Here is a 26,720-nt window from a genome sequence, read left to right as displayed (position 1 = left end):
CCGGCTCAGTTCGCCGGAACAGTCAGCAGCGGCGCCTGCGGCGTCACGCCGGTCTCCGCCAACGAGAAGAACAACATCAGGACCGACAGCACGCGCTTCGACCGATAGTCCCGGTCGTCGATCCAGTACCAGGAGTCGCGGTGGCGCACCGCGGCGAAGGCATCGGCCGGCCGTTCCGGTCCCGCGAGCACGCGCACCAGCGGCCGGTCGCGCGGATCCTCCGCTTCGATGGCGCGCGCGGAGGCGCCCGTGCGCCCTTGCGTGACATGATCGGCCGGCACGTCGATCCCGAGCGCGATCTCCAGCAGGATCTCCATCATGGAGCGCGACAGGACGGCGATCTCATTGTCGCCGCGCGGCACGGCACCAAAGGCCAGCGTCATCTCGCCCTGTGCATCCGGCCGGGCTCCCAGCGCTTCCCGCACGGCGCGCAGGTCCCGCTCGACCTCGGCCGACCGGCTGCCCGCGAGGACCAGGTGCACGATCTCGTCCGGTCCGCGCTTCTCGCGCCGCAAGCTCACCGTGCCGGAAAGCTGCAGGCGGCGGAGCGCATCGAGCAGCGGATAGAAGGCGGCATCGGCGCTGCGGCTGACCCCACCCATGCTGGAACGGTTGAACACGCCGTTCACCGCCCGGGTCGTCACCAGGAGGATGAAGTCCGCGGGATAGCCGGCCTGGATCAACTCGAAGACCGCGGTCGGCGGGATCGGCCGCAGCAGGCTGGTGGTGAATTTCTGGCCGCTCAGCGGCGTATAGGAGATGGTCGGTCGATCGAGATAGGAGCCGGTGGCCCCAAGGGTCGCCAGCGCGGATGGAATGGTGTTGGTTCGGTCGGAGCTGACCTGTCCGCCAGCGGAAAGCTGCCCCTGCAGCCCGTACCCACTGATAATCGATGATACATCGAGGAAGGTCGGCGCATCGCCGTAGCGCAGCCGCACGATGTTGAGCAACGTCTGCTCCTTCCAGGACTCGCCGACTGCCGCCAGGTAGCCGATGCGGTCGCGTGGAACGGTGGCCGGGCCGATCGAGGCGCAGCCCGCCAAGGCGAGCAAGGGCAAGAGCAGCAGCCGGCGAGGGCGGGCAGCCACCCCGCCGCGCCCTAATCCGGATCCAACCGGAACAGGTGGTAGCCCCAGGCCGGCAGGTCGAGGTAGAGGCCGCGCCCGACCAGCGCGTCGCCCTCGCGGCGGTAGCGCGCGGGACCAAGCAGGTCGACCACGGCCTGCATCCGCCCGCCGAGGGCCGGGATGGGCAGCCGGACATAGCATTGCGCCTGATGCGGCTGGAAGTTCACCGCGCCCAGCAGGCGTGCCTCGCCCGGGCCCTCCCAGGCGAAGCAGACGAAGCCGTCCCAGCTTCCATTGCCTGGCCAGGCCTCGGCCGGCTCCAGCAAGCGCCAGGCGCCATCGCGCAGCGCCGGGTCCTGCAGGACCGCCAGCAGCTTGGCGTAGAAGGCGCCGACGGTCGGGTCCGGCGGCTCGGCCGGCGCGCGGTCAAGATGGATCGGGACACGCTTGCGGCGTCCCTCGAACTGGCCCTGGTGGAAGAAGCGCAGGCCCGGCGTCAGGAAGGCCAGGGCAGCCGCGGCCTGGTGCACCTCCCAGTGGAAGGTGCCGGCGGCGCGCGGCTCATCGTGGTTCTCGAGGAAGCGGACCAAGTGTCGCTGGTAGTCGAGCCCCGCGCACAGGTGTTCGCGGATGCCGCGGCCATCATGGCCGACCGCGCGGTCGTACAGCGTCTTGTCGTAGGCGTAGTCGAAGCCCTGCTGCATCATGGTCCATTCGAGGTCCCAATAGACCTCCGCCATGAAGACGAAGCCGGGCCGCGTCGTCCGGACCGCCTGGATGGCGTCGGGCCAGAAGGGCTGGGCCGCGATCCCCCAGGTTCGCTGGAACACCTCGGGCAGGATCAGCATCGCCATGTCGCAGCGCAGGCCGTCGCAGAGCGAGGCGGCGGCCAGCAGCTCGCCGCGCATCGCCGCCTGCGTCGCCGGGTTGCCGTAGTCGAGTTGCAGCGTATCCGGCCAGCCGGGGAAATAGGGATCGCGGCCATGCGCCAGGATCGCCGGGCCCTCCGCCGTCTCGACGGCCATGTAGTTGCCTGGCTCCCGCGCCAGCGCCGCCTGGCTGCCATGGACGAACATACCGGGCCGGTCCTGCGCCCAGGGGTGGTCCGGCGCCATGTGGTTGGGGACGAAGTCCAGCATCAGCCGCAGGCCGCGCCCATGCAGCCGGTCGCGCAGCCGGGCCAGCGCAGGATTGCCGCCCAGCGCCGGGTGCACGGCATAGGCGGTGATGGCGAAGCTCGACCCGCAGATGTCGCGCTCCTCGAGGTCCGGCAGCAGCGCCTCGAACTCGTGCCGCCATTCGGGATTGCCACGGGAGACCCGCCGTCCCGCCTCCCCCGTGCTCCAGACGCCGAGGCAGTAGAGCCAGTCGAAGCCCTGTCCGGCGATGTGGTCGAGCTCGGCATCCGGCAGGTCGTCCAGCGTGGCCGGGCGGCCAAGCCCCGCTTCCAGCTCACGCAGGCGCAGGCGCGTGTTGATCTGGAAGAGCGCCGGGTAGAGCGGCAGCGGCGGCAGCCGACCCGATGCGGCGTCGATCGGGCCGGGTGTCGATGCGATGTCAGGCATGGATGTGTCCCTCACCGGAAGCCAGCGCGAGTCAGCCGGCCGGCACCGTCGTTGCGGGCCGGGCGGGGCTCGGGGCGGGCTGGGCCAAGCCGGCGAAGGTGGCCACGCCGCCCTCGGCCAGGAACGCTTCCGGCGTCACCGTGGCGAACAGGTGCATCAGCGTGGCGACGGTGCCGGTCCAGCCGGTCTGGTGGCTGGCGCCCAGCCCGGCGCCGTTGTCGCCGTGGAAATACTCGTGGAAGAGCAGGCAGTCCCGCCAATGGGGATCGTCCTGGAATTTCCTCGATCCGCCGAAGGCCGGCCGCTCCCCCGCGGCATTGCGGAGGAAGATGCCGGCGAGCCGGCGGGTGATCTCCCGCGCCACCTCGAACAGGGTCAGCATCCGGCCCGAGCCGGTCGGGCATTCCACGCGGAAATCGTCGCCATGGAAGGCGTAGTGCATCAGCAGGGCGCGCACCAGCATGACGTTCACCGGCATCCAGACCGGGCCCCGCCAGTTCGAATTGCCGCCGAACATCCCGCTATCGGATTCCGCCGGAAGGTAGCCCACGCGGAATTCCTGGCCGCCCGCCTGCAGCACATAGGGTTCCGCCGCATGCCGGCGGGACAGCGAGCGGATGCCGTGCGGGCCCAGGAACTCCGCCTCGTCCAGCATCACCGTCAGGATGCGGCGGAGCCGGGCCGCATCGACGATCGACAGCAGGTGCCGGCCATTGCACCCGGCCTGGTCCAGCGGGTGCACGAAATGCAGGAGCTCGGGTCGCTCCTCCAGCAGCCGGTGCACCCGCAGGGCAACCTCCGGCAGCAGCGTGCCGAAGGTCGGCTCGAACACCGCCGCGGCGCAGATCGGCAGCAGGCCGACGACGGACCGCACCTTCAGCCGCTCCGCGCTGCCGTCCGGCCGGCGCAGCACGTCGTAGAAGAAGCCGTCCTGCTCGTCCCACATGCCGTCCTGGCCATGGTGCAGCATGGCCGAGCCGATCGAGAGGAAATGCGTGGCGAAGCGGAGCACCATGTCCTCGTAGAGCGGGTCGTCACGCGACAGCTCGGCGGCGATCTGCACCATGTGCTGGCAGAACACCGCCATCCAGGCGGTGCCGTCCGCCTGTTCCAGGTAGCCGCCGGTCGGCAGCGGGGCGGAGCGGTCGAAGACGCCGATATTGTCGAGGCCGAGGAACCCACCCTCGAACAGGTTGCGGCCGGAGCGGTCCTTGCGGTTGATCCACCAGCTGAAGTTCAGCGAGAGTTTGTTGAACTGGTAAGCGAGCCAACGCCGGTCACCTTCGCCGCTGCGCTGCGCCCGGTCGAGCTGGTAGAGGAAGGCGGTCGCCCAGGCATGAACCGGCGGGTTCACGTCGCCGAAATTCCATTCATAGGCAGGCATCTGGCCGTTTGGATGCAGGTACTGCTCGCGTAGCGTGAGCTTGAGCTGGTCCTTGGCAAAGTCTGGATCGACCAAGCCGAGCGCCAGCGTGTGGAAGGCGAGATCCCAGGCTGCATACCAAGGATATTCCCATTTGTCCGGCATGGAGAAGATGTCGGCATTGTCCATGTGCGACCAGTCGGCATTGCGCGGTGCGCTGCCGCGCTCCGCCATCCACTGCCGCACGTCGTACTGGTAGTACTGCTTGCTCCAAAGCATGCCGGCGAGCGCCTGGCGGTAGACCCGCGCCTCGTCCTCGGTGAAGGCGGCCGGCGAAACCGAACGGTAGAAGGCATCCGCCTCGGCCTGGCGTGCCTCGAAGCAGCGTGCGAATTCGGCGCCGAAGGGGGCGGTGCCCACATCCGCGTCGCGCAGCCGGAGCCGCAGCACCGAGCAGCCGCCGGGCGGGATGGTGACCTCCCAGTGCAGGGCGCCCTTGGTACCGACCCGTTCGGGGTTCACCGCGGCCTGGCGGCCTCGCACCACGCAGTCGTTGATGCCGTCCTTCGGGAACGGCGTGCCGCCCGCGCGGCCGAAGATCCGCGCCTCGTTCGTCTCATTCTCGACGACGAGGACCGGCAGGTCCTCCCGCTCGCAGAGCAGCACCTTGCGCCCGAGGAGCGCGTGCTCCGCCTCGAGCCCGGTCGCGCCGCGCTTCTCGGCAGCGCGCAGGCTGGGCTTCTCCGTTCCCCCTGGCCAGGACCAGGTGTTGCGGAACCAGAGCGTCGGCAGCAGGTGCAGCGTCGCCGGATCCGGCCCGCGGTTGTGCGCCGTTATCCGGATCAGCACGTCGTCTTCCGCCGCCTTGGCGTAGTCGACGACGACGTCGAAGTAGCGGTCCTCGTCGAACACGCCGGTGTTCAGCAACTCGTACTCGTAGTCCTGCCGGCCGCGGCGGCGGTTCTCCGCCACCAGACCGTCATAGGGATAAGCTGCCTGCGGGTATTTGTAGAGGAAGCGCATCCAGGAATGCGTCGGCGTGCTGTCGAGGTAGAAATAATACTCCTTCACATCCTCGCCGTGATTCCCCTCCGAATTGGTCAGGCCGAACAGCCGTTCCTTCAGGATCGGGTCCTTGCCGTTCCAAAGGGCGAGCGCGAAGCAAAGGATCTGCCGGTCGTCGCTGATGCCGCCGAGCCCGTCCTCGCCCCAACGATAGGCCCTCGATCGCGCTTGGTCGTGCGTGAAGTAGTTCCAGGCATCGCCGCCGGCGCTGTAGTCTTCCCGCACCGTGCCCCATTGCCGCTCCGACAGGTAGGGACCCCAGCGGCGCCAGGCGGCATCGCCGTCACGGCATTGGGCGAGGCGACCATGTTCCACCGTCATGACCATGCTGCGTCCTCCTGGCTCGCCGTCGCATGGGCTCAACCCGGATCCTGGCGCCGCGCGGCTTGCTTGGTCGATTGCACGCAGGATAGGAGGCGGCCTCCGGCATGCACGCGCGAAAGATGTCAGAATTCTGCGTCATCGCCGGGCGCCTTGAAGACCGGTTTTTTCGATAGGGCTTCACGCCACCCGCCCCCCGGGCTGAGCCTAGTCTACCCCCCGATTTCGTCCCCGCCTCCCGCATTCGACCGCGGACGCGGGGCGACGCCACGAGACCTGGCCGCATCGTCCTCACCCCGGAAAAGCATCCCGGTCAGCGCGCGGCAGGTCGGAGCGTAAGCGGGGACCAGGAACGGATGCCGAGACGATCGACAGACACCGCGACGGCCTGGCGCCCGGATCGGAGGCAGGCCCTCCGGGTGCCGGCAGGGCGAGGCCTGGGCGGCATCCTGATCGCGCTCCTTCTGCTCGGCTGCAACGAGAAGGAGACGTCAGCGTCGGCGGTCACGCCGGCCGCATCCCCGACGGTGGTCGTTGCCCCGGTCGAACAGCAGGCGGTCACGCAATCGGTCGGATTCGTCGGGCGGGTGGAGGCGCTGGAGAAGGTCGATATCCGCGCCCGCGTCAGCGGCTTCCTGCGTGACCGGCATTTCCAGGAGGGCCAGGCCGTGAAGGCGGGCGACCTCCTCTTCACCATCGAGCGCGAGCCCTTCGAGGCCGAGGCCGGGGTCAAGCAGGCGAAGATCGAGAGCGCGGAAGCTGCGCTCACCTATGCCAGCTACCAGGTGGATCGTGGGCGCGAGCTGGTGCGGACCAACGCCATCCCGCGCGCGACGCTTGACCAGCGCATCGCCGAGCAAGGCGTCGCGGCGGCAACGCTCTCCGGCGCCAAGGCCGATCTGCGGCTGGTCGAGGTCAACCTCGGCTATACCGAGATCCGCAGCCCGATCGACGGGCGGGTCGGCCGCGCCGCCATAACCCGCGGCAACGTCGTCGGTCCCGATTCCGGCGTGCTGACGGTCGTGGTGCGGGAGGACCCGATCCGGGCCACCTTCCCCGTCAGCCAGCGCCAGCTGCTGGACATGCGCAAGGATGCCCGGGGTCGTGGACCGGAGTTCCTGCGGGTGCGGGTGCGGCTGCCAAACGGCTCGGCCTACGACCAGGTGGGACGGATCAACTTCATCGACGTGCAGACCGACAAGGCGACCGACACCGCCCTGGTGCAGGCGCAGATCCCCAACCCGGCCGGCATCCTCTCGGACGGCCAGTTCATCGGCCTCTCGGTGGAAGGCGAGGAGCCACAGCAGGCACTGGTCATCCCGCAATCCGCGGTGCAGATCGACCAGGCCGGGACCTTTGTCCTGGTCGTCGCCAAGGACAACAAGGTCGAGCAGCGCCGGGTGAAACTCGGGCGCGGGCCGGCCGGGCAGGCGGTCGTCGAAAACGGCCTCGACCCCGGCACCCTGGTCATCACCGAGGGGGCACAGCGGGCACGGCCAGGCGCCCAGGTCGTGCCCAAGCCGGCGGCCGACCTGCCGCCAGCCGGGCCCATCGTGGTTCCGGCGGGGTAAGGCGGCATGATCTCCAAGGTCTTCGTCGACCGGCCGCGCCTTGCGGTCGTCATCGCCATCGTCATGGTCATCGCCGGCGCGATCTCGCTGAAGCAGATTCCGCTGGCGCAGTTCCCCGATATCGTCCCGCCACAGGTCGAGGTCACGGCGCGCTTCCCCGGCGCCTCGGCCGAGGTGGTGGAGGCCACCGTCGGCCAGCTGCTGGAAAGCAAGGTTGTCGGCGTCGACAAGATGATCTACATGAAGTCGACCAGCGGCAACGACGGCAGCTACACCCTGCTGGTCAGCTTCGCGCTCGGCACCGATCCGGACCAGAACACGGTCAACGTCAACAACCGGGTGCAGCTCGCGGTGCCGCGGCTGCCGGCCGAGGTCCAGCAGCAGGGCCTGTCGATCAAGAAAAAATCCTCGGCGATGCTGCAGGTCATCTCGCTGCGGTCGACCTCCGGCGCCCAGGACCCCCTGTTCATCAGCAACTATGCGACGATCAACATCCTCGATGAGCTCAAGCGGATCAGCGGCGTCGGGGATGCGCTGATGCTCGGCCCGCTCGACTACTCGATGCGGATCTGGTTCGAGGTGGATCGGTTGACCGGCATGAGCCTCACGCCGGCCGACATCGTCGCGGCGATCCAGAAGCAGAACCGCGTCGCGCCGGTCGGCCGGATCGGCGCGCAGCCGATCAGCAAGGATTCCTCCTTCCAGCTCAGCATCCAGGCTCAGGGCCGGCTGGTGGACCCGGAGGAGTTCGGCGCCATCATCGTCCGCGCCAACCAGGACGGCTCGGTCCTGCGGGTGCGTGACGTGGCGCGGTTCGAGCTCGGGGCGCAGATCCTGGATGTCGAGACGCGGACCAACGGCAAGCCCGCCATCCTCATCGCCACCTATCTGGCGCCGGGCGCCAATGCCGTCGGCGTCGCCGAGCAGATCAAGCACACCATGGCGGAACTTGCCGGGCGCTTCCCGGAGGGGCTGGAATACCAAGTAGTCTACGACACGACCGTCTTCGTCGAGCTGACGATCGAGGAGGTGATACACACCCTGATCGAGGCCTTCGTGCTGGTCGTCATTGTCGTGTTCCTCTTCCTCGGAAGCGTCCGCGCGACCGTCATTCCGCTGATCGCCGTGCCGGTCAGCCTGATCGGGACCTTCGCAGTGCTGCTGGCCATGGGCTATTCGGCGAACACCATCTCCCTGCTCGCCATGGTGCTGGCGATCGGCATCGTCGTCGACGACGCCATCGTGGTGGTCGAGGCAGTCGAGGCGACGATGGAGGAAGACCCGACGTTGACGCCGGCGGAGGCGACGAAGAAGGCGATGGAGACGATCACCGCGCCGATCATCGCCATCACGCTCGTCCTGCTCTCGGTCTTCGTTCCGCTCGCCTTCATCCCCGGCATATCCGGCACGCTGTTCCGCCAGTTCGCCGTCACCATCAGCGTCTCGATGCTGCTCTCGGCGGTCAACGCGCTGACGCTCTCGCCCGCGCTCTGCGGCGTCATGCTGAAGCGCCACCACGGCGCAAAGCGCGGGGTGATGGGCTATGTCTCCCGCGGCATCGACCGGGTGCGTGACGGCTATGCGGCGGTGGTGGCGCGGCTGGTCCGTGTCGCCGTGCTCGGCCTCGTGCTGCTGGCCGTCGTCCTGTACGGAATCGTCGCGGTGGGCAGCCGCACCCCGACCGGCTTCCTGCCGCAGGAGGACCAGGGTGCCTTCTTCGTCGAGCTCAAGCTGCCGGAGGGCGCCTCGCTCAATCGCACGCGCGAAGTCGCCCTGCAGGTCGAGGAGGCAATCGGACGCCTGCCCGGAATCCAATATGTCAGCACGGTCAGCGGTTTCAGCCAGCTGAGCGCGCTGGCGCAGTCGAACAGCGCGTTCTTCATCGTGACGCTGGCCCCGTTCGAGCAACGCAAGGCGGCCGAAGCCAAGGTGAACGGCCTGCTGGCGGGCGTGCAGCGGGAGACGGCCGATGTGGCCGCACAGGTGATCCCCTTCAACCTCCCGCCCATCATCGGCCTCGGCACCGCCGGCGGCTTCGAGTACCAGTTGCAGAACATCGAGGGGCGGCCAGCCTCCGAGATGGCCGGGGTCATGCGGGCATTGGTCCTGGCCGCCAACCAGGACCCCGCCCTGCAACGTGTCTTCTCGACCTTCGCCGCGAACACGCCGACGGTCTTCCTGACCATCGACCGCGAGAAGGCCCAGGTCCTCGGCGTGCCGATCGACAGCATCTTCGCTGCGCTGCAAGCCTCGCTCGGCAGCGCCTATGTGAACGACTTCAATCTGTTCGGCCGGACCTGGCAGGTGAACATCCAGGCCGAGGCGCGCGACAGGCTGGCGATCACGGACATCTACCGCGTCCACGTCCGCAGCGCGGCCGGCGACATGGTGCCGGTCCGCGCCCTCGCCGAGGCACGGATTGAGTTCGGGCCGCAGACCGTGATTCGTTACAACAACGTCCGCAGCTTGACCATCAATGGCGAACCGGCGGCCGGCCGCAGCAGCGGCGAAGCCCTGGCCGCGATGGAACGCCTGAGCCGGGACACGCTGCCGCGCGGCTACAGCTTTCAATGGACCGGAACCGCCTACCAGGAAAAGGCTGCGGGCGGGCAGACCATCATGATCCTGGGCCTGGCGGTCTTGTTCGCCTTCCTGTTCCTGGTCGGGCTGTACGAGAGCTGGACGATTCCCGTGCCGGTGTTGCTCTCCGTCACCGTCGGCGTGCTCGGGTCCATCGCCGCCGTCGGCGCCTCGGGCCTCGCACTCGACCTCTACGCCCAGGTCGGGATCGTGGTGCTGATCGCGCTGGCTGCGAAGAACGGCATCCTGATCATCGAGTTCGCCAAGGAGCAGCGGGAGCACGGGAAGAGCATTCAGGAAGCTGCGGTGCTCGGGGCGAAACTCCGCTTCCGTGCCGTCATGATGACGAGCTTCGCCTTCATCCTTGGCCTCTATCCGTTGGTCGTGGCGTCGGGCGCCTCGGAGATCAGTCGTCGCGCGGTCGGCACACCGGTCTTCTGGGGCATGTTGGCGGCGTCGACGATCGGCATCTTCATGATCCCCGTCCTTTATGTCGTATTCCAATGGGTGCGGGAGCGCGTGAAGTCCGGATCAGGCCGCCGGACGGACACACTGGACAAGCACCTCGACCTGAAGGTGCCGGGTGAATGACGGGCTGCATGGGCAATGCACGCCCACGGGCACGCATTCCGCGCCACCGGGCCTTGCCGTCTCCGGCACGCTCGCGGCCAGCCGTCCGGCCTGCTGCCTTTCGATGCGGCTTGCCGCTGTCCCACGCGGTCGCACCAGCGCGGCGACGGTGCTGGGCTTGCCGAACGAGCGCTTCCTCCCGCTCGAGGCCGCGGGATAGGCCGCGCTTCGGCACGGGTTCGCCGCTGCCGTCCGCCGCCCGCGGCACCCTTGCCGGAGCTGGACCTGCTTTGAATCTGGGGCGGCGGTGAGAATGGCGCCTTTGGCGCATGGCAGGGCAATCTCTGGGTCGAGCAGCCGCCGAACTAGCGACGGCCCGGGCCCACCAGCGCGTCGGCCCGCCCTGCAGGCAGGCATCAGCCGGCCGTCACATCCTACTCAGAAGACACCGACAAGGTCTGGAGCCTAGGCCGGGCTGACCATGCCGGCGTTGCCGCGGCCACTCATCCTCATCGGCTCGACCGAGATCGCCAGTGCTTCCTCATAGACCAGGTCGACCTGATCGCCGACGCGCAGCCTGCGGATGAAGGCCTGAACTTCGGCATTCTGCGCGACCACGGTGCGCGGGACGTTGTTGGGCCCGACGAAGCTGATGGTATTCGTCCCCGGATCGACAGCTGTGACGGTGACGCGGCCGCGACGCACCCGAGTGACTTCCCCACCCGGCCGCCCAGCGGTTTCGCGGCGATCGACCGCCACGTTCTCAAATGGCTGGCTGCTGCGCGAAAGCGGAGTGACCGCTTGAGCTGCGAGCGCCTGGTAGTACTGCACGGTCACCCGATCGCCTGGGCGTATCTGGTTCAAGCGTTGCACGCGCGGGCTGACGATCATGCTCAACAGGCTGCCCGACTGCGCGCCGCCCGCTCCTCGCAGCAGCAGCTCGCGCGATGAAGGGTCCACGGTTTCGACAACGGCGTTGAGGGTGGTCGTCTGCTCTGCATCCACCGATCGGCAGGAGGCGAGCAGCGGAAGCGTCAGCACGCCCAGCAGTGTTGTCCGCCGGTTCATCTCGTTTTTCCTCCGAACTCCGACGGGGAGGATAACCTAGAGTGCCCCACGGCCCTTGCATGTTGCGTATCGAGAATCCGTGCGTTGAGGGTCGGAAAGAAATTTGCTTGGCCCCAAGGCGCATGGTTCAGCGGCATTGCGGGATGTCGCCGCAGCCGCGGCGGCAACGAAGCGCACCGTCAATGCTCTTGCGAAGGGTGTCCCTATTCATGCTGGGCGACAATGGCGTCGCCCCAACTCACCTAGCCGGCATCTCACCTGCCGTGGTTGTCCGCATACAGCGATCGCCTATGCGGACCAGCCAGAGCGTGATCATGCCGCATTGAAGACTGCGGTGCGAAAGGGCTTGGTCAACGTGTTGCGTGAAACAGCGTAAAGCAGGGTTCGGACCCTCCCCCGAGTCCGGCACGCAACCTATGGCCCGCTCCATCTGCAAGCGATTGTACGACCTGGTCCGGTAAGTCCACGCAAACGTACCCGCTCCCAGGGCATAGCCTTGGACAAGACGGAGATCCGCACGTCCTGGTCCTGCTAAATCGCGTGGCGTCGAGCGCCATTCGTGTATTCGGGATTCCAGCACGCCGGTTGGCTGTCAGGCCATCTTGTTTCCACCATCCGCAGGCCTCGTCGGCCGACCGCGCCAGCATGCGCGTGCGGTGCGGCGATCGACCTTGACGCCTGGGGTTCCGAGTGCTGGACCGGGCGCGATCGCGCGGCCTTCGATACGGTTGTCCCCGCCCGCCGTGGGAGATCGTCGAGGCCCTTGGGGCCGGCCGCTTCATCCGGGGCGGCAAGCGGATCCACTACGACGCCATGCATTTGAGTACCGGCCCGAGCCGTTCCGCTGAGCAGCCTTGCGTCCCTCTCGGGTCCCGGTGCCGCTGGCGAAACCCTGGCGGCCGCATCAGCGGCATCCGCGCTCAACCGCCGGCCTGGGCCGCGAGCACCAGGACGAAGGGTGGCTGCCCCGGCGGGGCAGGCAGCACCCGTCCGTCGGCGTCAGCGGGGAGGCGTCGCAACACGACGAGATCCTGCACGTTGCCGCCCACCGCTGCGATGGTGCCCGGGCCGGTGCCGACCACGATGTCGCAATGCATGGGCCGGGGGTGGCCTGCTTCGGCAAGGCGCATCGACCAGTGCGACAGCGGCGCCGCCGAGCGGTCGGCGCAGAGCAGGTCGCCGGCCCTCGGCGCCCGGTCCGCCGGCGCGTAAGGAAGGAAGCGGGCGTCGTCCGGAGCCGCAATCGCACGGGCGAGCAGCGCGTCGATGTAGCGGGCATGCCTGTCGGCGGCCGGCAGGTCGTCCTCGGAGATACCGGCACGGCGCGCGATCGCGGAGACGAAGGCGGCCGACCAGGCGGGAAAGGCATAGAGGCTCATGTCCTCCGGCCCTGACGCCGCAACTGCCATGATGGCCATGCCCTCGCCATCCCCATCCTGCGCCTCGGCGACGATGTGCCCGGACGCTGCGGCGAGGATGGCGGAGCGCAGGCTGGAGAGCCGATGGGCGACACCGGCGCCGCCGGGGACCGCCGTCCAGTACGCCAGGAGGCGGGCGAAGCGCTCCGGCGTCGCGATCGTGTCGGGAGGCCGTGCCTCGGGCCAGCCGACCACCACGATGCCGCCCCAAGCCTCCCATTCCGCTAGCGCCACGCGGGCGAGCGGCGGGATCGTGCCGACGTCTTGCGGCGGCTTGCGGGGCGCGGCGCAGGCCGCAGCACCGAGCAGTAGCAGGAGGATGAGGATAATCCGGAGCATGGTGCAGAACGGAAGCTATGTTGGACACCCGCAATGAGGAGTTCAACTCGAATCCGAGGTCTGTACCGAGGTGTAGATCGCGGCGCTGCCGCGAGCAGCTCCTGCTCCAGCTGGATGACCTTGAGCGGAGCCGCGTCGCGGAAAATCTGAGAGCCCAGTCGAGATCATCTGGTTTTCTGACATAGTCTTCGGAGCATGCGGCGGACGGAGGCCCACCGCAGAAAGACAAGCGCGCCGGTTCAGGCACTCCCGATCCTTGGTCAATCGTCGGCACCGGTTGAGCCAGGCGATGGTGCGCTCGACGGTCCAGCGCTTCGGCAGCACGACAAATTTGCGTAGCTCGGATCGCTTGACGATCTCGAGGTTGATCTGGCGGCAGGTGTTGCGCAGTCCGGCCTGGAAGTTGGCGCCCTGGTACCCGCCGCGGCGTAGCGCTTCAGCAGGAAGGGATCGAGGCCGAACAGCGCGCCCATCAGCAGCAAACCACCATCGCGGTCCTGGATGTCGGCGGCGTGGATGATGGCCTGCATCAGCAGGCCTTGGGTGTCGACCGGGACTTGGCGCCTATTGCCCTCGATCTTCCTGCCCGCGTCGTAGCCCGAGGGTTGGGATACAGGCCGCCCTTCTCCGCGCTCGTCACGCCCTGGCTGTCGATGATCGCCGCCGTCGGGCTGGCCTCGCGCCCAGCCTGCTTCCAGCACAGCACGCAGAGCGCATGGTACATGCGATCGAGCGTGCGGTCCTCGTCCCAGCGCCGCAGGTAGTCGTTCACCGTGCTCCTCGGCGGCAGGTCCAACGGACGCGCCGCTCACTGGCAGCCGGTGCTCAGGATGTGCATCACCCCGTTCAGCACCGCGCGCACGTCGCCTTTCCGCTTCTTGCCGCCGCGCTTGGCGGAGGGGATCAGCGGGCCGATGATCGCTTTGAAGGCAGTGCCTTCAACCCTCGTCGGTCAGATCACTCGGGTAGGGCAGCTTGCTACGGTCGTACTTCGGCCTGATGCTCGGGCGTCCACATGCACGCGCTTCTTCCCGCTTCCGCCGACCCGAGCCGATCACAACCGATGCAGATAGCTCGGCCTGTGACCGGACCGCCACTGACACAGGCAGCCAGCATGGATTTTCCGCATTCGCACTCGCCCTTCCACGCCCATCTCGGCGTGCATGTCGCCGCATGGCGCGACGGCTATGCCAAGCTGGTCTGCGACACGCAGGCGCACCACGCCAACCGGTCCGGCATCGTCCATGGCGGCGTGCTGCTGTCGATGATCGACCAGGCGGCGGCCTTTGCCGGGCTGTTCTGCGCCGACCCGGCCCGGGTGCGGCGCGCGGTCACCCTCGACCTCGATTGCCGCTTCATCGGCCAGGCCGCAGTCGGCGGCCGGCTGACCGCCGAGGGCCGCGTGGTCACCGCCGGCCGCAACGTCTTCTTCTGCCGGACCGAGGTGTTCGACGCGACCGGCACGCTGGTCGCCTTCGGCGCCTCCACCCACCGCTACCGGGCCGGCAGCGGCGACCCGCGCGGCGTGCCGGTCGAAGGCTAGGCGCGCAGCAGCGCCGCCGCGGCGTCCGGCCCGGCCAGGATCTCGACGCTGCGGGCCAGGTCGACCGGCTGCAGCCCCGCCGGGTGCCGCGCCCGGCCGCCCAGCGCGCCGAGGCTGGCGGTGAGGTCGCGCAAGGCCCGGTCATAGGCCGGCGCGCCGCCCAGCCTGCGGCCGGCGCCCTCCAGCGCCCGCAGCCGCCGCGCACCCGCCTCCATCCCCTCGACCTCGGCATCGGTGACCACCGGCGCCTCGGCCAGCCGCAGCGCGGGCGCCACCAGCTGCCGCTCGGCCGCGGCAAGGAAGCCGGCGCGGCAGGCCTCGTCGGCGGCACGGCGGCAGGCCTGCACCTGGCGCTGCCGGTCGCTGCCGAGCAAAGCGCAGTTCTCCAGGTCCTCCAGCCGGTGCGCGGTCAGCAGGGCCAGTTCGGCCGCGGCCTGCGGGTCGAGCGTGGCGAAGGGCGGCGGTGGTGCCGCCAGCACCTGGTCCAGCGCCTGCACCGCCACGGCCCGCGCCGCCGGGTCGATCCCGGCCGCCAGCTGCGCCAGCGCGCCCGGCTCGCTCGCCCGCAGCAGCAAGGTGGCCAGCGTCGCCGCCAGCGGGCTCGGACCGGCCGGCGCCACCGCCCGCAGCGCGGCGCGCGCCAGCTCCTCCGGCGGTCCGGCGACGGCGGTGGCCAGCGCCGCCCAGATCGCCGGCCCGGCCTGCCAGACTGGCCGGCACAGCGCGGCGATCGGCGCATAGTCGGCCGGCGCCAGCCCGGTCGTGCCCCAGTTGGCCGGCGCTGCGGCCGGCAGGGCCTCGGCCGCCGCCGGCCAGAGCCGTTCCCCCAGCGCGGCGATGGCGCCGAGGTCGTTGGTCGAAAGCGGCGCGCAGGCCGCGGCGATCGCCGCGCGTTCCGGCCCCAGCGCCGCCTGCACCGTGCCGGCCAGCACCATCAGCGCGCTGCGCGGCACCGCCGCGGCGCCGCGGGCCCAGCGGGCCGGCGGTAGGATGGCGCCGTCGAGCGGCAGGAAGAGCAGCCGCGGCAGGCCGAGCGGCCGCGGCAGGCCGAGCGCCCGCAGCCGCGGCCGCACCGGGTCCAGCACCCGGTCCACCTCGCCGCGGTCGGGCAGCCGGTCCAGCATGGCGACCAGCCGGGCCAGTGCGGCGTCGTCCGCCCCGGCGGCGGCCTGGCCGAGCTGGCGCAGTTCGCGCATCGCCCCGCTCATGCGCCCCACCCCTTCATGCGCATTGCGCCCGCAGGCCCTCGTTGCGCGCGGTCAGGTCCAGCATGCGGCCGCTCATCCAATCCTGGTTCGGCTGCACCGTCCGCCGCCACTGCCTGAGGCCGGCGCGGTGCCCCTCCATCGTCCCTGGCGCGTCGAAGCCCATCCAGTCGCCGACCTCGCCCGGGATCATCGGCACCAGCCCCGCCATGTCGAGCAGCGCGGCGCCGCGCTGGCTTTCCCCGGCGGCGCGCCAGAGGCCGCAGATCAGCTCCCAGCCGTCGAGCAGCCATTCCGGCCGGGCGGCGAGCGCCGAGACCGCCTCCGGCGCCAGGCGCCAACGTTGCACCAGGGTCCAGAGGTCGCCGAGTTGGTCGTGCAATTCCTGCAGCGCGGTGCGGAAGCAGCGATGGGTGAGCGCGGCGCCGTCGGACAGCAGGCGGATGCAGCTGCGCTCGGCCGGGCCGGCCAGTTCCGACCAACGCGTCAGATCCTGGATCACCGCGGCGATCTCCCCGGCCAGGTAGGGCAGCCGCGCCCGGGTCGGGTCGCCGGGCAGGCCGCAGGGCTCGAGCACCTCGGCCAGCTCGGCCAGCGCCTCGAAGGCCGAGGCGGGGCTGAGGCTGCCCTCGGTGCGGCGGGCGATCAGCACGGCGCGGGCCCGCTGTTCCAGCGCCGCCAGGTCGCCGGGTCGCAGCGGCGCGGCCTGGCCGTCCGGATCGCCCTGGCGGACCAGTTCCAGCAGCAGGTGGTAGTGCGTATAGGTGCAGGCGTCCTTGGTCGCCTTCTCGGCCTCGGCTGCGGCGCGGGCGGCGGCGCGGCCGGCCAGGCCTTCCGCCGCCACCGCCCGGGTCGCCTGGCGGACGGTGCGCGGGGTCAGGATCGCCAGCTGGGCGACGCGGCCCCAGAGCGCGCGGTCGTGCAGGGTGGGGGTGCAGACATCCGGCATGCCGGACCAGGGCAGGATATAGACGCCTTCCGCCCCGGCCGGGTTGGCCAGCACCAGTTCCGGCGACTTGCGCTCGCCCGGGCGGATGCGGCCGCCCAGCAAGGTGGGCGTGGTGAAGGGCAGCACCACCCCGCGTTCGAGGAAGGTGACCGGCTGGTATTTCCCGGCATCGTAGCGGGCGAGCCAGGGCAGGGTCTCGGGGGCGGCCATGGCGCCAGACTGCGCCCGGGGGATGAAGAAAGCGTTCCGCCGCGCCCCTTCCTCCCTTGGGCGGCGGCCTATTCGACCCGCAGCGCGGCGCGCAATTCGGCATGCGCCTCGGGGTCGCACAGCGCCGCCAACCGGCCGGCCGCCACCCGGGCATAGCGCTGCAGCAGCGCCTTGCGCCGGGCCGGGGCCAGCGGATGCGCCGGCGCCTCGCGCAGCAGGGCGGTCTCCAGCCCCTCGGCCACCACCAGCCCGGTATCGGCGGGGATCAGGTGCTGCGGGAACTCCAGGTCCACTGCGAAGTAGAGACGGTCGCAGAACTCCCGGTATCCCGGCCACTTGCCATCCGAGAGGTAGTCCCGGGCACAGGATTTGACCTCGATGATCGCGAAGTCACCATCCGGCAGCAGCGCCAGGATATCCGCCCGCCGCCCGTTCGGCAGCGGCATCTCCGGCACCGGAACCCAGCCGCGCAGGGCGCAGAAGCGGGTCGTGGCGCGGCAGATCGCCAAGGTACGCTCGGCGGGTGCGGCCGGCGCGCCACGGGTGATCCAATTGTTCATTTAAAACTGTCCCGCGCATGACGTGGCCCCTGTTCTTTCTCCAGGGAAGCTGTCAAATGTCACAAGCCGTACATTCCTGGACATGATTGCAACACGCTTCTCCGTCGCTCTTCATATCTTGCTCCTCATCGCCGACGATTCAGACGGCGATTCCACCAGTGCGCGGCTGGCCTGGAGCATCGGAACCAACCCTGTGGTGGTGCGTCGCATCGCCGGTCAACTGTCGCGGGCGGGTCTAATCGCCGTCCAACGCGGTCCCGGAGGTGCCTCGCTCTCCCGCCCAGCGACGCAGATCACCCTGCGGGACGTCTGGCGGGCGATCCACCCCGAGAAGGAGAAACTGCTTGGAATTCACAAGAAGACCAATGCCGAATGCCCGATCGGCCGCCAGATGCCCGAGCTGCTGCGCCACCGCTTCGACCAGGCGGAATCCGCGCTGATGGCCGATTTCGGCCGGACCACCATCGCCCAGCTCGCGGAAGGCCTGGGCGAGCGCGACGAGCGGGCGGTCGCGGAATAGCCCGTCGGGCGTCCCGCCCGCTGCTCGGGTTGCCGGGTCTTCCCGCCTCGGCGCGGAGCCCGCTGGCCGGGCGAACCCGCTAGGACACCAGCCCGTCGATCGCCTGCGCCAGCCGGACGTCGCGGGCCGAAAGCCCACCGGCGTCGTGCGTGGTCAGCAGGATCTCCACCCGGTTCCAGACATTGGACCATTCGGGATGATGGTCCTGCGCCTCCGCCAGCAGCGCCACCCGGGCCATGAAGCCCCAGGCCTCGGAGAAGTCGCGGAAGCGGAATCCGCGGTGGATCGCGTCCCGCCCCGCCGCAAGGGTCCAGTCCGGCAACGCGGCCGCCAGCCCCGCCCGTGCCGTCGCATCCAAGCCTTCGATCATCGCCTGCCTCCTCTATCCCGTCCGCGCGCGGATCGCGCTTGACGCCGGCGCCGCCGCGGCCTTCGGTTGCCGCATGCGCCATGGCACCCCGCCCAGCCTCGAAGACATCCTGGATATGGCGGAGGCGGCGCTCGGCGCCATCCCCGCCCCGCTGCGCGACCTGGTGCGCGGCACCGCCATCGTGGTGGAGGAGACGCCGGACGACGACACGCTCGCGGAGATGGGGATCGACAATCCCTGGGACCTCACCGGCCTCTACCGCGGCGTGCCGCTGACCCAGAAGAGCGGGCTGGACGTGCCGCAGGCGCCCGACACCATCCTGCTGTTCCGCGAGCCGATCCTGCTGGAATGGATCGAGACCGGGGAGGAGCTGTTCGGCCTGGTGCGCAACGTGCTGATCCACGAGATCGGCCACCATTTCGGCCTGTCCGACGCGGATATCGAACGGCTGGAGGGCGAGGACGGCTGACGCGCTGCGGCCATCCGCCTTATCCCGCCGGCGCCGGGCGCCGCGTGCTGCGCCGGGCGACCGGGCCAAGGCTGCCGCCCTGCACCAAGATGCTGAACACCGCGACCGCATAGGTCGCCGCCAGGATGCCCGGTTTCTCCGGCCGTTCCGGCAGGCCGAGCGCCAGGGCTACCGAGATGCCGCCGCGCAGCCCGCCCCAGACCAGCACCGGGATGGTGCCGCCGACGAAGTCGACGAAGCGCCGCAGCAGGGTGACGCTGCCCGCGACCGCAACCAGCCGGCCGAGCAGGGCCAGCGGCACCGAGGCCAGGGCCAGCGGCAGGAAGGCGCCGTCGAAGCGCATCACCAGCACCTCCAGCCCGATCAGCAGGAACAGCACCGCATTCAGCACCTGGTCGATCACGTCCCAGAAGCCGAAGACGTAGCGGCGGGTCCGCTCGCTCATGCCCAACCGGGCGCCGCGGTTGCCGAGCACGAGGCCGGCCACGACGACCGCGATCGGCCCGCTCGATCCCAGGCCCTGGGCCAGCGCGTAGGTCCCTGTGGCAAGGCCGAGGGAGAGCATCACCTCGACCGCATACTCGTCCACCTGCCGGGTCATGGCATAGCCGACCCAGCCGGTGAGGGCGCCGAGCGCAGCGCCGCCCAGCGCCTCCCGTGCGAAGAGCTCGGCGACACCGGCGACGCTCGCCTCCCGCCCCTGCGCCACCGCCAGCAGCAGGGTGAAGACCACGACGCCGACGCCGTCGTTGAACAGCGATTCGCCCTTCATGTCGGTCTCGAGCGCAGCCGGCACCTGCACCGCCTGCAGGGTGCCGATCACCGCGACCGGGTCGGTCGGGCTGATCAGCGCGCCGAAGACCAGCGCCCAGGCGAGCGGCACCGGATGGCCGAGCGGGCCCGACAGCCCCCAGACCGCGAAGCCAATCACCGCGGTCGAGACCAGCGTGCCCAGCGTCGCCATCAGCGCCACCGGCACCGCCCGGCCGCGCAGCGCGCCGATATCGAAATGCAGCGCCCCGGCGAACAGCAGGAAGGCGAGGAGGCCGTCCATCACGGTCGCCGAGAAGTCGATCTCCCGCAGCACCTGCGTGACGTTCCGGTACAGCGCCTGCTGCGGCACCAGCACGTCCAGCAGCACCAGCGCCAGGGAGGCGACCAGCCCCATGGACAGCAACCCGATCGAACTCGGCAGGTGGAACATCCGGTGGTTCAGCCAGGCGAAGCCGGCCGCGAGCACGAGCAGCATCGCCGCGATGTCGAACAGGGAAAACAGCCGCGCCTCCAACGGCAGCCGGCAGGGACGCGGCTGCTCCGGCAGCAGCGGCCGGTCACCGCGATGGTTCCGAAGCGGCGTCAGCGCAGCGCGGCGGCAAAGCCCTGGGCCGCGACGGCGACGCCCATCGCCACATTGGCCATCCCGCCCGAAGTGACGCCGGCCACCGCCCAGCGCCCGTCCGGCGCCTGCGCCAGCACCGGCGCGCCGCTGGCACCATGCGTGCCGGCGCAATCGTGCAGCAGCAGGCTGCCGCCCTGCGCGGTGCCGATGGCGCGGCAGCCAGTATCGGCCTGCAGCACTTCCGGCCGGTCCCGCTGGTAGCCACCGAGCATCAGCGCGGTGCGCGGCGGTGGCGGCGCCTCCAGCAGCGGCATCACCCGGTCCGGGGTGCCGAGTGCGGCATCGAGGGTCAGCAACGCCCAGTCGGCCTCGCGCGGGCCCTGGCCATCCGGGCGATAGCCGGGCGCGACGCGGTAGGACACCGCCCGGCCGTGGCCTGCGAAGCGGCCACGGTCGTAGCCGAGCAGGAAATGCAGCGTCTCCGGCTGCACCAGCCTGCCGCTGCGCGGCGCCACCAGGCAATGCGCCGCGGTCAGCACCAGGCGCGGCCCGACCAGGGCGCCGGAGCAGCGCTTGCCGAGCTCCTGCTGCACACGCCCGAAGCCGCGCCAGGGCGGCTGGTCGAGATCGACCGGCCGGCGCGGATCGGCGGCGCCGATGCCGGGCAGCCGCGGCCGGTCCGGCACCGGCTGCGCCGCGGCCAGCGCCGGCAGCAACGCGGCGAGCAGGCCGAGCGCCAGCCGCCTCAGGAGATTGGCGGCGGCTGGCGCGGCCGCGGCGGGTTGGTGGGCGGCGGGTCCCGGCTCTGGACAGGCAGGACCAGGCGCGGCGCGGTGGCCGGGAGGAGGACGGCGAGGCGCATGCCCCGAGCCTGGCGGCGATCCTTGCGGCCCGGGAACAGGCGGCCTCACCGCCCGCCCCGGGTTTCGTGCGGGAACCACGCCTGCGGGACAAGGCCATCCGGGATCACCGGACGTCCCCGCCAGCCCGTTGCCGAAGGGCCTTCTCCCGCACCTTTTCAGTGCCCGTGCGCCATCGGCCCGCGCGCCCCGGCCGGCTGCACCGCCAGCATCACCTGGACCTCCCCGGCGCGCTCGAAGCGCAGGGAGACCGGTACCGCCTGGCCCTGGATCAGCGGATCCTTCAGCCCGATCAGCATCAGGTGGAAGCCGCCTGGCTGCAGCGTCACGGTCCCGCCCGGCGGCAGGTCGATCGCCGCGACCGGGCGCATGCGCAGGATGTCGCCCTCGCGGATATGGGTGTGGATCTCGGTGATCCGGGCGACCGGGGTGCTGGCGCCGACGAGCCTGTCCGCCGCGGCGCCGCGGTTGGCGATGGCGAGGAAGCCGGCGCCGGTGCCGTTCTGCCCGGCGGCGCGGGTCCAGGGGGCGGTGACGGCGATGTCGCCCTGCTGCTGGGCCATTGCGGGCAGCGCGAACAGGACGGGGGCGAGGAGAAGGAGGCGGCGCATCGTCGAGGTCCTCACCGCGGGGCCAGGCGCAGCGCGGGCGCCGGCCGGGACAGGTCGTGCGGGTGCTGGCCGGGGGCCGGCTTTTCCACCCAGTTGTCGGACTGGCCGCCCTCGCAGCCCTGCGATACCGGCAGGTACAGCATCCCGCCCGGCTCGTTCGGCGCCTGCAGCAGGACGACGAATTCCTCGTACTGCGCGTCCGGCAGCGGGCCGCCCTCCCAGGTGATGCGGCCGACCTCCTCCTCCAGCTCGCGGCCATGCGGGCTGCGCACCGCCTGGGCCAGCCGGCGGCGCTCGATGGTCAGCCGCCAGCCGGGCTTCGGCATCGGCTTGGCGGCATAGATTCCCTCCGGCAGGTCGAGGCTGATCCGGGTGGTGGCGGCGCCGTTGCAGCCATGCGGCACGCGGAGCGCGGCGCGGACATAGCTGCCGGCCGGCGCCGAGGCGGGGTCGAGGGTGATGTGGGCAAGGGCCGGCGGAGCGCAGAGGGCGCCCGCGGCCAGGATGGCGGTGGGGATATGCATGGAAGTCTCCTGAGGGTTCGAAGCCGGGAACGCTCAGGCGGCAGGCGGGGCGCGGGCCTGTTCCGGCGGCAGCGCGGCGGGCGCCGCATGCCGGGCCGCCGCCGCGGCCCAGGCCAGGGTGATGGAGCGAGGCGCAGCCAGCCCGGCCGCCGGCACCGGCAGGGCGGGCGGCGCGACCAGGCAGGCGTCGCAATGGACATGCGCCGGGACGGCGGGCGCCAGCGGATCGGGCAGCTGCCGCGTCCCGCCCTCGGCGGTGCAGACGGGGATGGTCGCCGCCGGCGCCGCCTGCCGGCCCGCCAGCGGGCCGAGCAGCAAGGCCAGCGCGAGCAGCGCCCGCGCCAGGCAGCGTTGCAGGCGCGCCGGTTCAGGCCGGCGGGGCATGCGCCGCTCCGACCACCGGGCCGCCCTCACGCCAGCTCGTATTCCACCTCCGGCACATAGACCGCCGCTTCCTTGCCGAGGCGGGAGGAATACAGCGTGAAGTGCTCGACCGCCATCGGCGGCAGGCGGAACAGGTTATGCGCTTGGACATAGGCCACCAGCTTCTCCGGCGCCGCCCGGTCGGTGCGCGCCAGGGTCACGTGCGGGGCGAAGCGCTTGCGCTCCGGCTCCAGCCCGATCCGCTGCAGGGCGGTCTCCACCTTGGATTGCAGGAAGCCGAGCTGCTCGGTCTTCTCGACGCCGACCCAGAGGCTGCCGATCCGCCCGGCCTTCTCGAACAGGCCGACGCCGCGGAGCGACAACTCGAAGGGCCGGGCGCGGATGGCGGCCAGCGCCTCGTCCACCTCCTCGGCCCGCCAGGATTCCACCTCGCCGATGAAGCGGAGCGTCAGGTGGTAGTTCTCCGGCGGCACCCAGCGGGCGCCGGGGATGCCGCCCGAGAGCAGGGCCAGCTGCGCCTTGATGGCGGCCGGCAAGGCGAGCGCGACAAAGAGGCGTATCATGCCGGGCTCATGACGTGCTGCCGCACGTCATGCCTCGGAGGCCGGCGCCGCTCCGCGGGCTGGCTTGCGCGGCACCGGCCGCGACGCCCATGCGGGTGCCCTGCCGCCTGCGGCGGCCGCAGGCCAGGACTTGGCGAGACGTCTGTCACCAGGCTGTCTCCTCATCCGGCGGGCGGGTGAGGCACCCGCTCCAGCAAGGTCTCGACCGCGGGAAGCATGCGGCGAAGAATTTCCGCCACGCCCTTCTCGTTCGGGTGGATGCCGTCCGGCTGGTTGAACGCCGGATCGCCCGCCACGCCTTCCAGGAAAAAGGAGAAGAAGACCAATTCCGGCCGCTGCCGCGCCAGGTCGCTGAAGACGGCGGCGAATTCGCGGCCGTATTCCGCGCCCAGGTTGGGCGGCGCCAGCATCCCGACCAGCAGCACCGGGATGCCGCGCGCCTTCAGCCTGTCGAGGATGGCGGCCAGGCTGGCGCGGCTCTGCGCCGGCGGCAGGGCGCGCAGGCCGTCATTGCCGCCGAGCGCCACGATCGCCGCCTGCGGGTTCTCGGCCAGCGCCCAGTCGAGCCGCGCGAGGCCGCCCGCCGTGGTGTCGCCGGAGACGCCGGCATCGATCACCCGCACCGCCCGGCCGCGCGCCGCAAGTTCGGCCTGCAGCCGGGGCACGAAGCCCTGGCCTTGCGGCAGGCCGTAGCCGGCGGTCAGGCTGTCGCCCAGCGCCAGCAGGCGCACCGGCTGGGCTGCCGCATGGGCCGGGCGAAACACTCCGATACCGGCCAGGGCTGTTACCAACGCGGCGCGACGGCCATATCCAGCGGCAGCCCGGAAACCAGAAGGCGCCATGGACAGCATCGCAAGCCACTCCCGACCCCTGCCCCGCCCCTTAGCCGGAGACGACACAGCCGATTCGCTCATCGCGGCCAGGGACCTGCGGTTCAGGGTGGCGGGGGCGGCCGGCGAGGTCAACATTCTCCGCGGGGTGGACCTGACCATCCGGCGCGGCGAGGCGGTCGGGCTGGTCGGGCCTTCGGGTTCGGGCAAGACGTCTCTCCTCATGCTGCTGGCGGGGCTGGAGAAGCCGACGGGCGGGACGCTGCGCGTCGCCGGCCGCGACCTCGGCGGGATGGACGAAGACGCGCTGGCGCGCTTCCGGCGGGAGACGGTGGGCATCGTCTTCCAGGCCTTCCATCTGGTCCCGACCATGACGGCGCTGGAGAACGTGGCCATCCCGCTGGAGTTCGCCGGGCGGCGCGACGCCTTCGACCGCGCCCGGATGGCGCTGGAGGCGGTCGGCCTGGCGCATCGCACCGGCCACTATCCCGGACAGCTCTCGGGCGGCGAGCAGCAGCGGGTGGCACTGGCCCGCGCCACGGTGGCCGAGCCACCGCTGCTGCTGGCGGACGAGCCGACCGGCAACCTCGACCGCGGCACCGGCACGGCGGTGATGGACCTGCTCTTCGGGCTGCAGGCGCGGCTGGGCACCACGCTGCTGCTGATCACCCATGACGAGGCCCTGGCGGCGCGGTGCGGCCGGGTGGTGCGGATGGAGGATGGCCGGGTGGTGGAGGACGCGCCGCGCTGAAGGGCGGGGCGATCCAGCCGGCCAGGGCGGCGGATTCCTGCCCGCGATGCTGCTTCGCGGACGCCGCGCCGCCTGCATGAAGTTACTTGCATGATGATAGTTTCTGCGCCTAGCCTGCCGGCATGCGCCGCACCAGCTTCGATGCCATGCCCTGTCCCATCGCCCGCTCGCTCGAACGGGTGGGCGAATGGTGGAGCATCCTCATCCTGCGGGATGCCTTCGCCGGGCTGACCCGGTTCGAGGAATTCCAGGACAGCCTCGGCATCGCCCCCAACATGCTGACCCGGCGGCTGGCCGCCCTGGTCGAGGACGGGCTGCTGGAGCGCCGGCCCTACTCCACCCGCCCGCCGCGGCACGCCTACCACCTGACCGAGCGCGGCCGCGACTTCCGCCCGGTGCTGCTGGCGATGATGGCCTGGGGGAACCGCCACTTCGCCCCGGAAGGCGCCTCCGTACAGGTCGTCGATGCCCGCACCGGCGCGCCGGCCGACCCGGTGCTGGTCGACCGCGCCTCGGGCCGCCCGATCATCGGCCCCGATTTCGTCGTCGCCCCCGGCCCCGCGGCCGGCGAGGCGACGCGGCGCCGCTACGCCCGCCGCCAGCCGGATGCTTCAAAGGACGCGTCATGACCGCCGTCACCGCCGCCGTGCCTGTGCCGCCCGCCGCCAGCGCGATGAACCCGCGCACCCGGATGCTGCTGCAGGGTCCTATCGTGACGACCCTGCTGCGGCTGGCCTGGCCGACCACGCTGGTGATGCTGGCCCAGGCCTCGGTCGGGCTGATCGAGACCTGGTGGGTCGGCCACCTGGGCACCGCGGCGCTGGCCGGCATGGCGCTGGTCTTCCCCGGCTTCATGATGATGCAGATGCTCTCGGGCGGGGCCATGGGCGGCGGCATCTCCTCGGCCATCGCCCGGGCGCTGGGTGCCGGGCGGCGGGACGACGCGGATGCGCTGGTGCTCCACGCGCTGGTCATCAACGGCGCGCTCGGCCTGCTGTTCTCCGGCCTCTTCATCGGCTTCGGCCCCTCGATCTACCGCGCGCTCGGTGGGGAGGGCGCCTCGCTCGACGCCGCGCTGGCCTATTCAGACGTGGTCTTCGCCGGCGCGGTGCTGGTCTGGCTCTACAACGGCTTCGCCAGCGTGTTGCGGGGCACCGGCAACATGATGCTGCCCGCCATCGCCGTCGTGGCCGGCGTCGCGCTGCTGATCCCGCTTTCGCCGGTGCTCATCTTCGGCTTCGGGCCGGTCCCCGCGCTGGGCGTGGCCGGAGCGGGCTGGGCGGTGGTGATCACCTCGGCGCTGACCACGGCGCTGCTCGGCTGGGCGGTGATCTCCGGCCGCAGCATCGCCCGCCTGCGCTGGGCGAAGCTGCGCTGGCCCATGTTCGCCGATATCCTCAAGGTCGGCGCGGTCGCCTCGGTCAGCACCTTCCAGACCACGGCGACGGTGGCGCTGACCACGGCGCTGGTCGCCGCCGCCGCCGGGCCGGACGCGATCGCCGGCTACGGCACCGGCAACCGGCTGGAATACCTGCTGATCCCGCTGGTCTTCGGCCTCGGCGCACCGATGGTGGCGCTCGTCGGCACCAATATCGGCGCCGGGCAGGGGGCGCGGGCGCTGCGCATCGCACTCACCGGCGGCGCCATCGCCTTCGCCCTGACCGAGGCGGTGGGTCTGGCCGCGGCGATCTGGCCGATGGCCTGGCTCGGCCTGTTCGGCACCGACCCGGCGATGCTGGAGACAGGTGCCGCCTACCTGCGCATCGTCGGGCCGACCTATGGCTTCTTCGGCCTTGGCCTGTCGCTCTATTTCGCCTCGCAGGGGGCCGGTCGGCTGCTGTGGCCGCTGCTGGCCGGGCTGCTGCGGCTGGTGATCGCGGTGGGCGGCGGCTATGCGGCGCTGGTGCTGGGCGGCTCGCTGGCCTGGGTCTTCGCCGCGCTGGCCCTGGCCCTGGTCGCCTATGGCACGCTGATCGTATCGGTCATCGCCTCCGGCGCCTGGTTCCGGCGCGGGTAACCCGGCCGGTTGCGTTGGGGCTTCCGCTCGGCGCGGCCGATCCATTACCCTGCCCCGGCAGGCGGTGCGACAGACACCGCCACCCCAG

General features: G+C 70.9%; 24 protein-coding genes and 1 pseudogene. 8 read left to right on the top strand and 17 right to left on the bottom strand.

Features of this window, described 5'->3' with window-relative positions:
* Window positions 1–5 precede the first annotated feature (5 nt).
* The 3 genes from ACFQS7_RS15510 to ACFQS7_RS15500 are packed head-to-tail and all read right to left on the bottom strand — an operon-like array spanning window position 6 to window position 5,387.
* On the bottom strand, window positions 6–1,058 hold the full coding sequence (locus tag ACFQS7_RS15510; protein WP_380067990.1) for a hypothetical protein: 1,053 nt from the start codon (window positions 1,056–1,058) through the stop codon (window positions 6–8).
* Between the two features lie 41 nt (window positions 1,059–1,099).
* Window positions 1,100–2,632, bottom strand: a complete 1,533-nt coding sequence (locus ACFQS7_RS15505; RefSeq protein WP_380067989.1) for an alpha-amylase family glycosyl hydrolase — start codon at window positions 2,630–2,632, stop codon at window positions 1,100–1,102.
* 31 nt (window positions 2,633–2,663) lie between these two features.
* Complete coding sequence (locus ACFQS7_RS15500; RefSeq protein WP_380067988.1) at window positions 2,664–5,387, bottom strand: MGH1-like glycoside hydrolase domain-containing protein; 2,724 nt, start codon at window positions 5,385–5,387, stop codon at window positions 2,664–2,666.
* A gap of 413 nt (window positions 5,388–5,800) precedes the next feature.
* On the opposite strand from ACFQS7_RS15500, the gene ACFQS7_RS15495 reads away from it, so the two are divergent.
* Complete coding sequence (locus ACFQS7_RS15495) at window positions 5,801–6,952, top strand: efflux RND transporter periplasmic adaptor subunit (RefSeq protein WP_380067987.1); 1,152 nt, start codon at window positions 5,801–5,803, stop codon at window positions 6,950–6,952.
* Between the two features lie 6 nt (window positions 6,953–6,958).
* Window positions 6,959–10,123 (top strand): efflux RND transporter permease subunit, encoded by a 3,165-nt coding sequence (locus ACFQS7_RS15490; RefSeq protein ID WP_380067986.1) that lies wholly within the window; start codon window positions 6,959–6,961, stop codon window positions 10,121–10,123.
* Between the two features lie 444 nt (window positions 10,124–10,567).
* Here ACFQS7_RS15490 and ACFQS7_RS15485 read toward each other — a convergent pair whose 3' ends face one another.
* The 3 genes and pseudogenes from ACFQS7_RS15485 to ACFQS7_RS15475 form a co-directional block, all read right to left on the bottom strand.
* Window positions 10,568–11,170, bottom strand: coding sequence for a hypothetical protein (locus ACFQS7_RS15485; protein ID WP_380067985.1), 603 nt, complete (start codon window positions 11,168–11,170; stop codon window positions 10,568–10,570).
* Between the two features lie 920 nt (window positions 11,171–12,090).
* Window positions 12,091–12,927, bottom strand: a complete 837-nt coding sequence (locus ACFQS7_RS15480; RefSeq protein WP_380067984.1) for a DUF2272 domain-containing protein — start codon at window positions 12,925–12,927, stop codon at window positions 12,091–12,093.
* 164 nt (window positions 12,928–13,091) lie between these two features.
* Window positions 13,092–13,944: pseudogene (locus ACFQS7_RS15475) on the bottom strand (IS5 family transposase).
* A 97-nt stretch (window positions 13,945–14,041) separates the two neighbouring features.
* Here ACFQS7_RS15475 and ACFQS7_RS15470 point away from each other — a divergent pair.
* Entirely contained in the window at window positions 14,042–14,470 is a 429-nt protein-coding gene (locus tag ACFQS7_RS15470; RefSeq protein ID WP_380067983.1) for a PaaI family thioesterase, read from the top strand.
* Here the strand turns inward: ACFQS7_RS15470 and ACFQS7_RS15465 are convergent.
* The 3 genes from ACFQS7_RS15465 to ACFQS7_RS15455 form a co-directional block, all read right to left on the bottom strand.
* Window positions 14,467–15,678, bottom strand: a complete 1,212-nt coding sequence (locus ACFQS7_RS15465; protein WP_380067982.1) for a hypothetical protein — start codon at window positions 15,676–15,678, stop codon at window positions 14,467–14,469. The genes ACFQS7_RS15470 and ACFQS7_RS15465 overlap by 4 nt on opposite strands.
* A 13-nt stretch (window positions 15,679–15,691) precedes the next feature.
* On the bottom strand, window positions 15,692–16,834 hold the full coding sequence (locus tag ACFQS7_RS15460) for a hypothetical protein (protein ID WP_380067981.1): 1,143 nt from the start codon (window positions 16,832–16,834) through the stop codon (window positions 15,692–15,694).
* A gap of 68 nt (window positions 16,835–16,902) precedes the next feature.
* Window positions 16,903–17,394, bottom strand: coding sequence for an MmcB family DNA repair protein (locus tag ACFQS7_RS15455; RefSeq protein WP_380067980.1), 492 nt, complete (start codon window positions 17,392–17,394; stop codon window positions 16,903–16,905).
* 82 nt (window positions 17,395–17,476) lie between these two features.
* Between ACFQS7_RS15455 and ACFQS7_RS15450 the strand changes: the two genes are divergently transcribed.
* A complete protein-coding gene (locus tag ACFQS7_RS15450) occupies window positions 17,477–17,914 on the top strand; it encodes an Rrf2 family transcriptional regulator (RefSeq protein ID WP_380067979.1) in 438 nt (145 codons plus the stop codon).
* 79 nt (window positions 17,915–17,993) lie between these two features.
* Here ACFQS7_RS15450 and ACFQS7_RS15445 read toward each other — a convergent pair whose 3' ends face one another.
* Window positions 17,994–18,284, bottom strand: coding sequence for a 4a-hydroxytetrahydrobiopterin dehydratase (locus ACFQS7_RS15445; RefSeq protein ID WP_380067978.1), 291 nt, complete (start codon window positions 18,282–18,284; stop codon window positions 17,994–17,996).
* A 73-nt stretch (window positions 18,285–18,357) separates the two neighbouring features.
* Here ACFQS7_RS15445 and ACFQS7_RS15440 point away from each other — a divergent pair, with 73 nt between their 5' ends.
* Entirely contained in the window at window positions 18,358–18,753 is a 396-nt protein-coding gene (locus ACFQS7_RS15440; protein ID WP_380067977.1) for a metallopeptidase family protein, read from the top strand.
* Between the two features lie 19 nt (window positions 18,754–18,772).
* Here ACFQS7_RS15440 and ACFQS7_RS15435 read toward each other — a convergent pair whose 3' ends face one another.
* The 7 genes from ACFQS7_RS15435 to ACFQS7_RS15405 form a co-directional block, all read right to left on the bottom strand.
* Complete coding sequence (locus ACFQS7_RS15435; protein ID WP_380067976.1) at window positions 18,773–20,041, bottom strand: cation:proton antiporter; 1,269 nt, start codon at window positions 20,039–20,041, stop codon at window positions 18,773–18,775.
* A gap of 68 nt (window positions 20,042–20,109) precedes the next feature.
* Window positions 20,110–20,808 (bottom strand): trypsin-like serine peptidase, encoded by a 699-nt coding sequence (locus ACFQS7_RS15430; RefSeq protein WP_380067975.1) that lies wholly within the window; start codon window positions 20,806–20,808, stop codon window positions 20,110–20,112.
* A 302-nt stretch (window positions 20,809–21,110) separates the two neighbouring features.
* Window positions 21,111–21,563 (bottom strand): copper chaperone PCu(A)C, encoded by a 453-nt coding sequence (locus ACFQS7_RS15425; RefSeq protein ID WP_380067974.1) that lies wholly within the window; start codon window positions 21,561–21,563, stop codon window positions 21,111–21,113.
* Between the two features lie 11 nt (window positions 21,564–21,574).
* A complete protein-coding gene (locus ACFQS7_RS15420; protein ID WP_380067973.1) occupies window positions 21,575–22,087 on the bottom strand; it encodes a YcnI family protein in 513 nt (170 codons plus the stop codon).
* 33 nt (window positions 22,088–22,120) lie between these two features.
* Complete coding sequence (locus ACFQS7_RS15415; protein ID WP_380067972.1) at window positions 22,121–22,471, bottom strand: hypothetical protein; 351 nt, start codon at window positions 22,469–22,471, stop codon at window positions 22,121–22,123.
* 26 nt (window positions 22,472–22,497) lie between these two features.
* Window positions 22,498–23,034 carry an RNA 2',3'-cyclic phosphodiesterase gene (gene thpR, locus ACFQS7_RS15410; RefSeq protein ID WP_380067971.1) on the bottom strand — a complete coding sequence of 179 codons (537 nt, stop codon included), beginning with the start codon at window positions 23,032–23,034 and terminating at the stop codon, window positions 22,498–22,500.
* Window positions 23,035–23,195: 161 nt separating this feature from the next.
* Window positions 23,196–23,876: an arylesterase gene (locus ACFQS7_RS15405; protein ID WP_380068027.1), complete on the bottom strand. Its 681-nt coding sequence runs from the start codon at window positions 23,874–23,876 to the stop codon at window positions 23,196–23,198.
* A gap of 97 nt (window positions 23,877–23,973) precedes the next feature.
* Between ACFQS7_RS15405 and ACFQS7_RS15400 the strand changes: the two genes are divergently transcribed.
* The 3 genes from ACFQS7_RS15400 (at window position 23,974) to ACFQS7_RS15390 (ending at window position 26,632) form a co-directional block, all read left to right on the top strand.
* Window positions 23,974–24,615 carry an ABC transporter ATP-binding protein gene (locus tag ACFQS7_RS15400; protein ID WP_380067970.1) on the top strand — a complete coding sequence of 214 codons (642 nt, stop codon included), beginning with the start codon at window positions 23,974–23,976 and terminating at the stop codon, window positions 24,613–24,615.
* Window positions 24,616–24,737: 122 nt separating this feature from the next.
* Window positions 24,738–25,244, top strand: coding sequence for a winged helix-turn-helix transcriptional regulator (locus ACFQS7_RS15395; protein ID WP_380067969.1), 507 nt, complete (start codon window positions 24,738–24,740; stop codon window positions 25,242–25,244).
* Window positions 25,241–26,632 carry an MATE family efflux transporter gene (locus ACFQS7_RS15390; protein ID WP_380067968.1) on the top strand — a complete coding sequence of 464 codons (1,392 nt, stop codon included), beginning with the start codon at window positions 25,241–25,243 and terminating at the stop codon, window positions 26,630–26,632. Before ACFQS7_RS15395 ends, ACFQS7_RS15390 begins: the two co-directional genes overlap by 4 nt.
* Window positions 26,633–26,720 lie beyond the last annotated feature (88 nt).

It is taken from the genome of Dankookia sp. GCM10030260, from assembly GCF_042666655.1.
Classification (GTDB): Bacteria; Pseudomonadota; Alphaproteobacteria; order Acetobacterales; family Acetobacteraceae; genus Paracraurococcus.
Note: the sequence above shows the minus strand (reverse complement) of the source record. Positions and strands in the feature narration are given on the sequence as shown.